10 protein-coding genes are annotated in these 13,021 nt (G+C 60.7%); 7 read left to right on the forward strand and 3 right to left on the reverse strand.

Annotation, left to right across the window (positions count from 1 at the left end):
* The first annotated feature begins 65 nt into the window (after nucleotides 1–65).
* On the forward strand, nucleotides 66–1,589 hold the full coding sequence (locus CFE47_RS00755) for an ATP-binding protein (RefSeq protein ID WP_286835061.1): 1,524 nt from the start codon (nucleotides 66–68) through the stop codon (nucleotides 1,587–1,589).
* Here the strand turns inward: CFE47_RS00755 and CFE47_RS00760 are convergent.
* Nucleotides 1,536–4,298 carry an ATP-binding protein gene (locus CFE47_RS00760; RefSeq protein WP_286835062.1) on the reverse strand — a complete coding sequence of 921 codons (2,763 nt, stop codon included), beginning with the start codon at nucleotides 4,296–4,298 and terminating at the stop codon, nucleotides 1,536–1,538. The two genes, CFE47_RS00755 and CFE47_RS00760, sit on opposite strands and share 54 nt — an antisense overlap.
* A gap of 57 nt (nucleotides 4,299–4,355) precedes the next feature.
* Complete coding sequence (locus tag CFE47_RS00765; protein ID WP_286835063.1) at nucleotides 4,356–4,754, reverse strand: helix-turn-helix domain-containing protein; 399 nt, start codon at nucleotides 4,752–4,754, stop codon at nucleotides 4,356–4,358.
* A gap of 204 nt (nucleotides 4,755–4,958) precedes the next feature.
* On the opposite strand from CFE47_RS00765, the gene CFE47_RS00770 reads away from it, so the two are divergent.
* From CFE47_RS00770 to CFE47_RS00795, 6 genes are all read left to right on the forward strand, one after another.
* Nucleotides 4,959–5,867 carry a LysR family transcriptional regulator gene (locus CFE47_RS00770; protein WP_286835064.1) on the forward strand — a complete coding sequence of 303 codons (909 nt, stop codon included), beginning with the start codon at nucleotides 4,959–4,961 and terminating at the stop codon, nucleotides 5,865–5,867.
* Nucleotides 5,868–6,008: 141 nt separating this feature from the next.
* The gene (locus CFE47_RS00775; protein WP_286835065.1) at nucleotides 6,009–7,658 is read left to right on the forward strand and encodes a PI-PLC domain-containing protein; all 1,650 of its coding nucleotides are present in this window, start codon (nucleotides 6,009–6,011) and stop codon (nucleotides 7,656–7,658) included.
* 200 nt (nucleotides 7,659–7,858) lie between these two features.
* Nucleotides 7,859–8,449 (forward strand): antibiotic biosynthesis monooxygenase, encoded by a 591-nt coding sequence (locus tag CFE47_RS00780; RefSeq protein WP_185706955.1) that lies wholly within the window; start codon nucleotides 7,859–7,861, stop codon nucleotides 8,447–8,449.
* On the forward strand, nucleotides 8,446–10,284 hold the full coding sequence (locus tag CFE47_RS00785) for an amidohydrolase (protein WP_286835066.1): 1,839 nt from the start codon (nucleotides 8,446–8,448) through the stop codon (nucleotides 10,282–10,284). The genes CFE47_RS00780 and CFE47_RS00785 overlap by 4 nt, the downstream gene beginning before the upstream one ends.
* Nucleotides 10,285–10,313: 29 nt before the next feature.
* Entirely contained in the window at nucleotides 10,314–10,931 is a 618-nt protein-coding gene (ycaC, locus tag CFE47_RS00790) for an isochorismate family cysteine hydrolase YcaC (protein WP_185706960.1), read from the forward strand.
* 183 nt (nucleotides 10,932–11,114) lie between these two features.
* Nucleotides 11,115–11,996 (forward strand): LysR family transcriptional regulator, encoded by an 882-nt coding sequence (locus CFE47_RS00795; protein ID WP_286835067.1) that lies wholly within the window; start codon nucleotides 11,115–11,117, stop codon nucleotides 11,994–11,996.
* Here CFE47_RS00795 and CFE47_RS00800 read toward each other — a convergent pair.
* Entirely contained in the window at nucleotides 11,983–13,020 is a 1,038-nt protein-coding gene (locus tag CFE47_RS00800; RefSeq protein ID WP_286835068.1) for an AraC family transcriptional regulator, read from the reverse strand. The two genes, CFE47_RS00795 and CFE47_RS00800, sit on opposite strands and share 14 nt — an antisense overlap.
* Between the last annotated feature and the right edge of the window lies 1 nt (nucleotide 13,021).

Here is a 13,021-nt window from a genome sequence, read left to right on the forward strand (position 1 = left end):
GTCCGTGTCGCTCCCCGTGCCAGCATTGTCCTGTCATCGCTAGCTGGCAAGATAGCTGCAAGCCCATGGAAAAGGATGCGCAAACGCCCAAGGCCGGGCGTTTCAGCGCGATTGCACACATGAACAACCCTCAGGCGATTGACGCTGATGGCACGGTGCGCTTCGGTGCCTATGCCTTTCACCGGCAACAGCGGCTGGTCAGCAAGGCAGGCTGGCCGGTGCCGTTGGGCGGGCGGGCGTTGGATATCCTCACCGTGCTGCTTGAAACACCAGGGCAGTTCATCAGCAAGGTCACGTTGATCGAGCGGGTCTGGCCGAACAGCGTGGTGGAAGAAAACAACCTGCGGGTGCACATCGCCGCACTGCGCCGCGCCCTTGAAGGCCCGAGTTTTATCCTCAATGACCCGCAGCGCGGCTACTGTTTTGCCGCGCCTGTGCAAGGGACGATCCAGCACGTGACGCCCCGGCATAACCTGGCGGCGCGGCTCAACCCGCTGATCGGCTGTGACGCGTTGTTGGGCGTGCTGGTGCGGCGCCTGTCCGGGCAACGCCTGGTGACGCTCACCGGTTGCGCTGGCGTGGGCAAGAGCACCTTGGCCCTGGCCCTGGCCGAACGCGTATTGCCGCGTTACCGCGACGGCGTGTGGTGGGTCGACCTGGCCACGGTGGACGCGCCGATGAGCATGCTGCGCCACCTGGCCGCCGCGTTGCACTTGGAATCCAGCGGCAGCGCCACTGAGTTGGCTCGCCAATTGGCCGACCGACAATTACTGCTGGTGCTCGACGGCGCCGACCTGCTGCTCGGCGCCTGCCGGCACTTACTGCGCGTACTGCGTGAAAAAGCCCCTCAGGTGAGTGTGCTGATCAGCAGTCGCGAACCGTTGCAGATCGCCGGCGAATGGGTACAGCGCGTGCCTCGACTGGCGGTGCCCGCACCGTCGGCGCTGAGCAGCGTGGAGCAGGCGATGGCCTATCCAGCGGTGCAATTGTTTGTCGCAAGGGCGGCTGCCAGCCAACAGGGTTTTGCATTGCGGACCCAGGACTTGGCGCCCCTGCGGGATATCTGCCGGCGCCTCGACGCACTCCCCCTGGCCCTCGAACTGGCGGCTGCCCAAGTGGATGCACTGGGTGTGCGTGGCTTGCAGTTGCAATTGCGCCAAGGCTTGCAAGTGCTGACCCGGGGCCGGCGCACGGCGGTGGAGCGTCACCAATCGCTGACGGCCGCCCTGGACTGGACCTACGAGCGCCTGAGCCTGCCGGAGCGCTGGCTGTTCCTGCAGTTGAGTTTGTTCAAGATGGCAGTGACGTTGCCCACCTTGAGTGAGCTGGTCGCCGGTACGGAGTTGGAACACGCCGACCTGGCCTATTTGCTAGGTCGCCTGGTGAACACTTCGCTGCTGAGCCTGGAGCCGGGGCCAGGTGAGGCGCGCTATCGCCTGCTCAATTGCGTGCGCAGCTATGCGCTGGCGCACTTGCGTGATCCGGCACAAGTGGCGCGTCTGCAGCAAGGGTATGGGCATTACCTGGGGCCGTTTTCAGGCCGGCCGTTTGTCTTGCAGCTCGTCGAGCAGGCTGCGTACGCTTATTAGATCCTGGGTTGCAAAGCCTTCGGTAAACCGTGCATGCACGGAACTCAACAGATCACGCGCCGGCTGCAGGCGTGCTTGTCGCTGCCACAACCGGGCCAGCGACGTCGCGCAACGCAACTCCCAGGCCAGCGCCCCTTGCTGGTGCGCCAGGCCCAGGGCTTCGAGCAGCAGCGCCTCGGCGGCACGGGTATCGGCCATGCCATCGGCGCGCACCCGCAGGATCTCCGCAGTGCACCAGCCCGCCGCGCCGGTTCTGGCACGTTCGAAAACGGCGTCTTGCACCTCGATGGCATTGAACGTCACCAACGTATCTTCGACCAATCCCAAACCCTGCACATCCGCCATCTGCAGCGTGCCTTCGTAGCAGCGCGCCCAGGTCTGGAACAACTGCACTGAATGCTTCTGTGCCTGTTGCAACAGCAGGTCGAGGTTGTCGCGGGCGGTGGCGGTGTCTCCGTTGTAGTGAGGGATCACCACCCCGGCCAGGGCCAGGGTGTAGCAAATCGATGTGCCGTGATTGATCTGCAGTGCCAGTTCCAATGCCTGGCTTGCGGTACGCCAGGCGCGCTCCGGAAAGCCGCGCAGCCACAGGATGCGCGCAAGGATGGTCAACGAGGCGACGCTCTGGTCGTACTGCACACCAAAGCCATGGGTGAACCGGTTGAGATGACCGCTCTGGGCCATGCGCTGGATCACCTGTTCGGCATTGTGCTGCGCCAGCGCCTGGTTGCCTGCAAAGTGCTGCGCCAGCACGCGCAAACGTTGAGCGCTGAGGGCTAGCAACGGCTCGGCCTGGGGGCCCAGTTGGTCGAAATGCAGGCTTTGGACCAAGGCTTCGCGGTAGTTGCCACAGCACAGGTTGACGGCCATATGGCCCGATACCGCGCGCAACTGGCCGGCCAAATCCTTGCCGGCTTCCGCCAAGCGCCGGGCGCAGGTAAAGGCCTCGATGGTCTGCGGCGTGCCACCCTGAGCGTGGTAGGAAAAACTGCCCAGCGCCAACTGCAACGCCATGTGCAAGCGTTGGCTGGGTGTGCTCGATTGCCCCAGGCGCAACAGGGCCTTGCCCACGTACAGGCCGTGTTCGCGCAGCAGTGACAGTTCCTGCCACAACGGCATGGCGCTGACGGTCAGGCGTATGCCCAGCACGTGCACGCCGCCGTCGCCCAGGCCCCAATCGAGGGCGGCGCGGATGTCTTCGCGCAGCCCTGCGTAGCGGTCGATCCACACCTGCGTAGCGGTGATTTCCCAATCGTCCTGCGCCTGGTTCATCAGGGCGAGGCAGCGCTCGGCGTGACGTTCGCGGGTGATGGCGAGTTCGTCGGCAACGCTGAGTTTTTCCAGGGCGTAGGTGCGGGTGATGTCCAGTAGGCGATAGACCATCTCATCATCGCCGGCCTCCACATTGATCAAGGACTTGGCCACCAGCTGCGTGATGGACCCCAGCACTTCAGTCGGCGCAATCTGCTCCCCGGCGATCACCGCCGCCGCGCTGGCCAGGCTGAACTCACCCCGGAACACCGCCAGGCGGCGCAGGCAAATTTGCTCGCATGCCGTCAACAGCTCAAAGCTCCAGTCCAGCGTGGCGCGCAAGGTTTGATGACGGGGCAGGGCACTGCGCCGACCACGGGTCAGCAGGCGGAAGTTGTCTTCCATCTGCACCAGCAGCCCTGGCAAGCCGAAGCGTTCGATTTGCGCCGCTACCAACTCGATGGCCAGGGGAATGCCGTCGAGGCGCTGGCAGATATCAATCGCCAGCGGCAGTTCGGCCTCGCTCAACTCAAAGCTGTCCTGCTGGGACATGGCCCGTTCGACCAGCAATTGCAGGGCCGGGTAACCGAGTGCCTGGGCGCGATTGCCGGTAGCGGGCGGGCAGGCCAAGGGGTCGAGGCGTTGCACATGTTCACCCTCGGCGCGCAACGCTTCGCGGCTGGTGGCCAGGATGTGCAGCTTGGGCGCGTGGCGCAGGAGGGTTTCGCTGATCAGCGCGATGTCGTCCAGCAAGTGTTCGCAGTTGTCGATCACCAGCAGCAACTGGCGCTCTTGCAAGCTGCGGGCAAACGTTGCCAGGGGTTCATGTTCGACTGCGGTGAGGTCGAGCAGGGCGGCGAGGTTGGGCAGGATCATCGACGGTGTGCTGAGGGGCGTCAGGTCCAACAGGCGAATGCCGTCGCGGTAATGCCCGATCAGCAGTTCCGCGACGCGCAAGGCGACGGTGGTCTTGCCGATCCCCCCGGTGCCGGTGAGGGTGATAAAGCGGCGCTCGGGCAATTGCTGCACCAGGCTGTCGATCAGGGCCTGGCGACCGATCATCCGCGTACGGCGCAGGGGCAGGTTGTGCCCCTGGCCGAGTGGGGCGCCGTCGTTGGGTAGGCTCATCGGCTCGATGCTCAGTGGCGCCACAAAACTGTAGCCACGCTGGGCCACCGTCACGATATAGCGCTGCCCGGCCTGGCCATCGCCCAGGGCCTTGCGCAACGCCGCCATGTGCACCCGCAGGTTGCCGTCTTCCACGACGCTTTTCGGCCAGACGCGGGCGATCAACTCTTGTTTGCTCACCACATTGCCGGCCTGTTCCAACAGGATCAGCAGGATCTCCACTGCCCGTCGTCCCAGGCGCAACGGGCGACCAGCCTCCAGCACCAGGCGCTGGCGCGGATGGATGCGGTAAGGGCCGAACTGCACGGCCTGATCGCTGAGGTCATTCATGGTTGCCCATGCTCTGGGAAAGGATCGGGCAAGCATATTCCAGGTGCAGGTGTACCACTAGGCCGCGATCACGTGAGGCTTGTGACGCATGTGGTGATTTCGCCAGGTCATCGGGTTGACGCCTTCGCTGCGGGTGAACATATGGCAGAAGTGCGCCTGGTCGCAGAACCCACACTCCAGGCTGATTTGCGTGAGGCTCAGGGCGGAACCGGTGATCAGCTCCTTGGCCCTTTGGATGCGTTGTTGGCGTATCCACTCCTGAGGCGACAGCCCGGTGGTGCACTTGAACGCGCGGGAAAAATGGCTGCGCGACAATGCGCAGGCCTGGGCCAGGTCGGCAATTGCCAGGCTTTCGCCGAGGTTGGCCTGAATCAGTTGCTTGGCGATACGCTCGCGCCGGGGGCATAGGCCGCCGGTCGCGGATAAACGGGGAGCCTGGAGTTCAAGTCGGGCCATGACGGATGTCCGCAGTCGATGGGAGCGTTCCCGGTGAATGGATGCAGTGTAGACCGATACATTCTTGGCGCCTGACCGCCTGGCTGACGAGTTAATCGTTGTTAATTTCGCCAGGTGCAGTCACCGAAAAGACAGCACAGCGGTGCAATCGCGGCAGCGTCTGGCGTGATTTTCTGTGTACTTGCCAACCGTTTGGATACCTCCATGAACCGCAACGACCTACGCCGCGTCGACATGAACCTGCTGGTGATTTTCGAAGCGTTGATGTTCGAGAAGAACCTGACCCGCGTTGCCGAAAAGCTCTTCATGGGCCAGCCGGCGGTGAGCGCGGCCCTGGGCCGCCTGCGCGACCTGTTCGACGACCCGTTGCTGTTGCGCAACGGGCGGGGCATGGAGCCCACGCCACGTGCCGTGGCGATACTCAAGGAGTTGCAACCGGCCATGGACATCATCTCGGGCGCCGTCAGTCGCGCCAAGGATTTCGACCCCTCCACCAGCTGCGCGGTGTTTCGCATTGGCCTGTCCGACGACGCCGAGTTCGGCCTGTTCCCGCCACTGCTCAGCCAACTGCGCGAAGAAGCCCCGGGGATTGTCGTGGTGGTGCGCCGCGCCAATTACCTGCTGATGTCGACGTTGCTGGCCAGCGGCGAGATTTCGGTGGGGGTGAGCTACACCACTGAATTACCGGCGAATGCCAAGCGCAAGAAACTGCGGGACATCCCCTGCAAGGTACTGCGCGGCGACGATGGCTCTGAGCCGCTGACGCTGGATGATTACTGTGAGCGGCCCCATGCGATGGTGTCGTTTTCGGGGGACCTGAGTGGCAATATCGACTTGGACCTGGCGCGCATTGGCCGGGCGCGGCGGGTGGTGTTGGCCGTGCCGCAGTTCAGTGGGCTGCGGGCGTTGTTGGCCGGTACGCAGATTATTGCGACCGTGCCGGACTATGCGGCGTGTGCGTTGACCGAGGGCACTACGTTGCGGGCAGAGGACCCGCCGTTTGCGATTGATGCTGCGGAGTTGTCGATGGTGTGGAGTGGGGTGCATGACAATGATCCGGCGGAGCGGTGGTTGCGGGGGAGGATTGGGGAGCATATGGCTCGTGTTTTGTAGACGAGGCTTAACGGTATATTGGCTATGTATTTTATAGCGAAATATGTTTAAAGACTGTCATTCTTCACAGTAGTTGTATTTTGGGGCGCCGTGTTAACTGTATAGCAATTAAACGCACTTACAGTAGTCAAGGAGTCGAACATGGCGCGCAAAAAAGAAACCGCTGAGTTGCGGGGTGTTGCCCCTGATGACATAAATGAAGATGGTACGTTAAAGCCTGAAGAGGTGACTGTTTTTGGCCACGATCATGGCATGAGTCGATTTCCCGAAGGTCGGCCACTCCCAGAAGATATAATGCCTGATTTATTAAGTCTTAAGCCGGATGATGAGAATTCACCTAACGCCGGTTGGTGCCCGAATGGAAGTTGGAGTGGTGGCATATGTCGTCCGTATAACAATGTGCATAGAGCTCGGTGGATGTCCGCCTATGGATCGGTCAAACACCTTCGGGTTCAAGATGCCATTCTTCCTGGTACTCACCAGTCGGCGTTTGATAAGCAAGCAGCGAGTACGCCTTCAATGGAGACTTGCCAGGACGTGAGCGTTCACACGCAGTTGCACGCGGGTATTCGTGCGATTGACATCAGGGTTCAGTTTTATTTTGGTTACCCGGCGGGCGACAGCCGGCGGTTCATGATATTCCACAGCGGTAATAACGGCCGAACGATTCAGGGTGATATTTTAAATGCGGTGTTAAGCTTTTACAGTGATGCAAATAATAAGGGTGAGGTTATTGTTCTTGATTTTCATCAGTTTAAGGGGTTTACGCCGGCCGCACACCTCGAGTTGGCTGGGATTATTAAAAACTCATTACGGATGGTTATAGCTCCTCCTAGATTTCGAAGCTTCAACATAGCACAACTGGCTACACTAGGTAAGACAGTGATCATCGCCTACAACGATGGTACTCGAAATTCGGATTTCTGGCCGGGAGTCAATCAGCGCTGGATTGGACATAACCAGCCCTCATCCTCTCAATTAAAAGCATTTGTTGATAAAGTAGCGGCTGAAAATAAGCCTGCTTGGGAGCTGCGAGCTATTCAGGCAGCTAAATATACCAAGGTGTTTCACGTACCTGATGATATGTCTCCCGATGTGATGAGTTGGTTTGCGGCCGGTACTGCTGCTAGTCCTATTATGAAGCACTTCATAATTAACACGGACTGGTCTTTGCGTCATCGGCTTGTTGATAATATCATCTACGCCAATCAGTTTCGTTTTGGTTATTATAATGCGGCGTGGCCTTGCTATGAGCCGACGAATTACATTCCTTATAGGCTGAGTCTTATTTATTGGGTTTTTTATGGCTGTTCGCGCAGTCATATTATTTTGCCGGACCCTGCCAACTCACCCTATGGCGAGCATGGATTGGTGGTTGCGATAGGTCGAGAAATTAGCACGACGTTGACGATAAGGCACTCGATATTTCCAGCTGATATTCATGTTCCAATGTCAGCGGGCGATCTTGCTGCGTTTGTTTATTTGAATAAGCGCTGGGAATTTTTATGTGATGTTTATACGCCAAATACGAATGGTGCGACGGTGCCGGCACCGCCATTTGGTGAAAAGTTTGCCCGTTATGTACTGAGTGACGGTAACTATGTTTCGCCAATACGATTGCCGCGCTATGCCGAAAAAATCAATAGCGTGGTCTTTGTAACGTCTAACGCTACTTTAGATGCTGTGATTTCTGGGGAGGGAGTGGTCGGAGGCCATCAGGTTACGATAAGGAAAGGCGATACTTATGCCTTTGCATATGAGGGGCCAGGTCGGTGGCGGCGGTTGAGTTAAACTAACTAAACAAATCAAATAAAACATCGGTGCCTACGTGAGCTTCATCATGCATTCAGGCTTACGTAGGTTTCTGGGTAGCGGGAGGTTACGCGCAGCAAGCGATGATGCTTCGCTAGACAGCACATACATCCAATTTCCCACCCGTCATCCACTCCAAACTCCCCCATCGCTCAACTTTCCAGGGGGAATCAAACATCATGGACCCAGCACCCAACACCAGCCCCGACGAAGTCGTCACCCTGGTCGTCAAGCACCTCATCAAACAAGGCCACGAAGCCGACTACGAAGCCTGGCTGCGCCGCATCGTACGCATCGCCGGCGAGCGCCCCGGCCACCTCGGCGTCGACGTCGTGCGCAGCAAGCAAAACGGCCTGGCCCTGTTCACCTGCGTGTTGCGCTACCGCTCCACCGACGCCCTGGAAACCTGGCTCGACTCCCCCGAGCGCAAAACCCTGATCGACGAAGCCGCCCCCCTGCTGGCCGACGGCGACAACACCGAAATCGGCGCCGTCAACGAGTTCTGGTTCAACCCCGAAACCGAAAACGCCGCCAAGCCACCCCGCTGGAAACAGGCCGTAGTCACCCTGTTTGTGATCCTGCCGCTGACCCTGCTGGTCCCGATCATCTGGGGCCCGATCCTGCGCCTGCATCCGTTCCTCTCCAACTATGTGGTCGCCACTTTCCTGGTCACCCTGACCATCGTGTTGCTGGTGGTCTACCTGCTGATGCCAGCGGCCACCCGCCTGTTCGCTCCCTGGCTTGAAGCCTCTGTAAAGGAAACCCTATGAACGCCGATCTGATTCTGTTCAATGGCCAGTTCCACACCGTGGACCGTGAAAACCCGCGTGCAACGGCCGTCGCCATCAGCCAGGGGCGCTTTGTCGCCGTCGGCACCGACGGTGAAGCGATGGCCCTGCGCGGCAGTGGCACCCAGGTCATCGACCTCAAGGGACGCACCGTGATCCCCGGCCTCAACGACTCCCACCTGCACCTGATCCGTGGCGGCCTGAACTACAACCTCGAACTGCGCTGGGAAGGCGTGCCGTCCCTGGCCGATGCGTTGCGCATGCTCAAGGACCAGGCCGACCGCACGCCCACCCCGCAATGGGTGCGCGTGGTGGGTGGCTGGAACGAATTCCAGTTTGCCGAAAAACGCATGCCCACGCTGGAAGAGCTCAACCAGGCTGCGCCGGACACCCCGGTGTTCGTGCTGCACCTGTACGACCGCGCCTTGCTCAACCGTGCTGCCCTGCGCGTGGCGGGTTACACCAAGGACACGCCGAACCCGCCGGGCGGCGAGATCGTGCGTGACAGCAACGGCAACCCCACCGGCATGCTGGTGGCACGTCCTAACGCGATGATCCTGTATTCGACCCTCGCCAAAGGCCCGAAACTGCCACTGGAGTATCAGGTCAACTCGACCCGCCAGTTCATGCGCGAACTCAATCGCCTGGGCCTCACCAGCGCCATCGACGCTGGCGGTGGGTTCCAGAACTACCCCGATGACTACGCGGTAATCGAGCAACTGGCCAAGGACGAACAGTTGACGGTGCGCATCGCCTACAACCTGTTCACCCAGAAACCCAAGGAAGAGCTCAGCGACTTCCAGAACTGGACCGGCAGCGTGAAGCTGCACCAGGGCGATGACTACCTGCGCCACAACGGCGCCGGTGAGATGCTGGTGTTCTCGGCCGCCGATTTCGAAGACTTCCTTGAACCGCGCCCGGACCTGCCATTGACCATGGAGCAGGAGTTGGAGCCGGTGGTACGCCACTTGGTGGAGCAGCGCTGGCCGTTCCGCCTGCACGCCACCTATGACGAGTCCATCTCCCGAATGCTCGACGTGTTCGAGAAGGTCAACCGCGATATTCCGTTCAATGGCTTGCCGTGGTTTTTCGACCACGCTGAAACCATCACGCCGAAAAACATCGAGCGCGTGCGGGCGCTTGGCGGTGGTATTGCGATCCAGGACCGCATGGCGTTCCAGGGTGAGTACTTCGTGGAGCGTTACGGCGCCAAGGCCGCCGAAGCCACGCCGCCGATCAAGCGCATGCTTGCCGAGGGTGTGCCGGTAGGGGCGGGCACCGATGCCACGCGGGTCTCCAGTTACAACCCGTGGACCTCGCTGTACTGGATGGTCAGCGGCCGCACCGTCGGCGGCCTTGAGTTGCACGCCGAGGGCCTGCCGCGCCTCACCGCGCTGGAGCTGTTCACCCACGGCAGCGCCTGGTTCTCGTCCGAACAGGGCAAGAAGGGCCAGATCAAGGTCGGCCAATTAGCCGACGTCGCCGCGCTCTCGGCGGATTTCTTCAGTGTCGATGAAGAAGCCATCAAGTGGATCGAATCGGTACTGACTGTGGTCGGCGGCAAAGTGGTCTACGGCGCCGGCGATTTCGAGGATTACGCACCACCGCGCGTGCCGGTGCTGCCGGACTGGTCGCCGGTGGTCAAGGTGCCGGGGCACTGGCGCCCAAGCTCGCCTTTGCAGGCTCAAGTACACCAATGCTGCGGCCCGTGCGGCGTGCATTCACACAGCCACGAAAAAGCCCGCCTTTCCAGCGTGCCGGTCAGCGACTTCCAGGGTTTCTGGGGTGCGTTCGGCTGTTCGTGCTTTGCCTTCTGATTACTCAAACCCCCGTAAGGAACTGAACCATGGCTAACAACCGTTTGAACAAAGATGACGCCGTCGTCCTGTTGGTCGACCACCAGACTGGCCTGATCTCACTGGTACAGGATTTCTCGCCGAACGAGTTCAAGAACAACGTGCTGGCACTGGCCGATGTGGCCAAGTTCTTCAACCTGCCAACCATCCTCACCACCAGCTTCGAAAGCGGCCCCAACGGTCCACTGGTTCCGGAGCTCAAGGCACTGTTCCCGGACGCGCCGTACATTGCCCGCCCTGGCCAGATCAACGCCTGGGACAACGAAGATTTCGTCAAGGCCGTCAAGGCGACCGGTCGCAAGCAGATCATCATTGCCGGTGTGGTGACCGACGTGTGCGTAGCGTTCCCCACCCTGTGCGCGTTGGAAGAAGGCTTTGAAGTGTTTGTAGTTACCGACGCATCCGGCACCTTCAACGAAACCGTGCAACAAGCGGCCTGGGCGCGTATGACAGCCGCCGGTGCACAACTGGTCAACTGGTTCGCCGTGGCCTGCGAGTTGCAACGCGACTGGCGCAACGACATGGAAGGCCTGGCCAACCTGCTGTCGCCGCGCATCCCGAACTACCGCAACCTGATGAACAGCTACTCGGCGTTTACGGCCAAGTAACCCGTTCTAGAAAACTGCGAAATACCCCTGTGGGAGCGGGCTTGCTCGCGAATACGGAGTGTCAGTCAACAGATCAAGTGACTGACCCACCGTATTCGCGAGCAAGCCCGCTCCCACATTTTGGTTTGTGGTGTTGCGACGAACCCGTTATACAACCGTACAAATGTCCACCGAGAAGCGACAATGAACCCCTTTGAAGACATGCGCCTTTTCTGCCAAGTCATGGAGTCCGGCAGCTTCACCGCTGCCGCCGAACAGTTGGGCCTGTCCAAGCAGTTCGTCAGCCGCCGCCTGATCCAACTGGAAGACCGCCTCGGCGTGCGCCTGCTCAACCGCTCCACGCGTCGTTTGGATGTCACCCCACTGGGCCAGAGTTACTACGAATCCGCGCTGCGACTGCTCAATGAAGTCGAGCAAGTGGAGCAGGGCATCGCGGGCCAGAACAGCGAACCACGCGGCACCATTCGGCTGAGCGCGCCGCTGTCGTTTGCCATGGCCCACTTGGGTTGCCTGTTGCCGCTGTTCTTGCAGCGCCACCCTCAGGTGTCGGTGGAAGTCGATCTCAGCGACCGTCCCGTGGACCTGATCGGCGAAGGCTACGACCTGGTGTTGCGCATCGGCACCCTGGAAGACTCCACCTTGATTGCCCGCCGCATCGCCAGCATCCCCCGCGTGTATTGCGCCAGCCCCGAGTACCTGGCTCTGCGCGGCACCCCGCAAAAACCCGACGACCTCGCCGAGCACGATTGCCTGCCTTACGGCCATGGCCGCCAGGTGCAGTGGCGCTTCAAGGGCAAGTTGCAGGCGTTGAGTGTCAGTGGGCGCATGCGCGTGAACAACGGTGATCTGCTGCGCGACACCGCGATTGCCGGTCTAGGCGTGACGTACTTGCCGACCTTTATCGTCGCCGATGCGTTGAAGGACGGACGCCTGGTCAGTGTGTTGGATGAGTTCGCCCCCGAAGACCTGACGCTGTCGGCGGTGTACCCGCAACACCGGCAGAGCTCGCGGCCCGTGCAGGCGCTGGTGGAATTCCTGCGTGAGCGCCTGGCTAGCGGCTGTTGAACAACTGGCGGATCAGGTTTGGGGTACTACCGGTCCAACGCTTGAACGAGCGGCGAAAGTTCGCCGCATCGCTGAAGTTCAAATACGCCGCCACCTCATCGTTGCTGTAGCCCTTGACCTGATACAGGTGCAACGCCACTTGCTTGCGCACCCGGTCCACCTGCTGCTGAAAGCCGGTGTCGTGCTTGTGCAGCTTGCGCTTGAGGGTGGCCGGGCTCATGGCGAAGGCGTGCGCGGCCTGTTCCAGGCTGGGTGGCTGGCGTACTTGTTCGCGCAGGTAGTCGTAGAGGCCGTCGAGAAAACTGCTGGCAAAGCCCAACTGTTCAATCTGCTCGCGGGCTTGTTGGCGCGCCACTTGGCCGGCGGTGGCCGAAGCGCCCGGCCAGGGGCGGGTAAGGTATTCACGCGGGATGCACATCACATCCAGTGGCCGCGCGAAGCGGGTCTCTTCCCCCAGATGCACCCAGTACTGCTCGACGTAGCGGGGCTCGGGGTGACTGAAACTGCACGCCCAGGGCAGTCGTTCACCGCTGAGCCATTGGCTCATGGCAACCAGTGAGGTCATGCTCGCTTCCAACAGGAAGCGCCACTGTTCGCCAGCCCCGCAACTGTCCAGCCAGTAGAGGTAGGCGTGGTGCTCATCCAGCTCCAATTGCAGTGTGACCAACGGGCTGAGCAGCACCTGTTGTTGGATCAGGATTTCCAGCGCTTGATGCAAATTCTGCGCATGGCCCAACGCATGGCTGGCCGCGCCGTAATAGCCCGGCAACAGGCGCTGGCCGAACAGGAAGCTGCTGTCGTCGGCGTCCAGCAGCTTGCGGCTGTTGCCGATCAAGGCGAAAAACTGGTGTGGGCTCAGGCGTGCAGTGCCGGCCAGGATGTCTTCATGAAACAGCCCGGTGCCGCGCAGCAGGCGATGGCTGTCGATGTCCCGGGACAAGGCCAGGTCGATCAAGGTGGCAGGCTGGTAGTGCCCCGGGATGAAGCGGCTGTCGGCTTCATACCCGTTGGTTTTCACGGCCATC

Source organism: Pseudomonas sp. PGPPP1, from assembly GCF_002255865.1.
GTDB lineage: Bacteria > Pseudomonadota > Gammaproteobacteria > Pseudomonadales > Pseudomonadaceae > Aquipseudomonas > Aquipseudomonas cremoris.

Excerpts from the sequence above, each read along its gene's own strand:
- CFE47_RS00800 (WP_286835068.1), bottom strand. The coding sequence starts at position 13,020 with ATGGCCGTGAAAACCAACGGGTATGAAGCCGACAGCCGCTTCATCCCG.
- CFE47_RS00760 (WP_286835062.1), bottom strand. The coding sequence starts at position 4,298 with ATGAATGACCTCAGCGATCAGGCCGTGCAGTTCGGCCCTTACCGCATC.
- CFE47_RS00780 (WP_185706955.1), top strand. The coding sequence starts at position 7,859 with ATGGACCCAGCACCCAACACCAGCCCCGACGAAGTCGTCACCCTGGTC.
- CFE47_RS00795 (WP_286835067.1), top strand. The coding sequence starts at position 11,115 with ATGAACCCCTTTGAAGACATGCGCCTTTTCTGCCAAGTCATGGAGTCC.
- CFE47_RS00765 (WP_286835063.1), bottom strand. The coding sequence starts at position 4,754 with ATGGCCCGACTTGAACTCCAGGCTCCCCGTTTATCCGCGACCGGCGGC.
- ycaC (WP_185706960.1), top strand. The coding sequence starts at position 10,314 with ATGGCTAACAACCGTTTGAACAAAGATGACGCCGTCGTCCTGTTGGTC.
- CFE47_RS00770 (WP_286835064.1), top strand. The coding sequence starts at position 4,959 with ATGAACCGCAACGACCTACGCCGCGTCGACATGAACCTGCTGGTGATT.
- CFE47_RS00785 (WP_286835066.1), top strand. The coding sequence starts at position 8,446 with ATGAACGCCGATCTGATTCTGTTCAATGGCCAGTTCCACACCGTGGAC.
- CFE47_RS00755 (WP_286835061.1), top strand. The coding sequence starts at position 66 with ATGGAAAAGGATGCGCAAACGCCCAAGGCCGGGCGTTTCAGCGCGATT.
- CFE47_RS00775 (WP_286835065.1), top strand. The coding sequence starts at position 6,009 with ATGGCGCGCAAAAAAGAAACCGCTGAGTTGCGGGGTGTTGCCCCTGAT.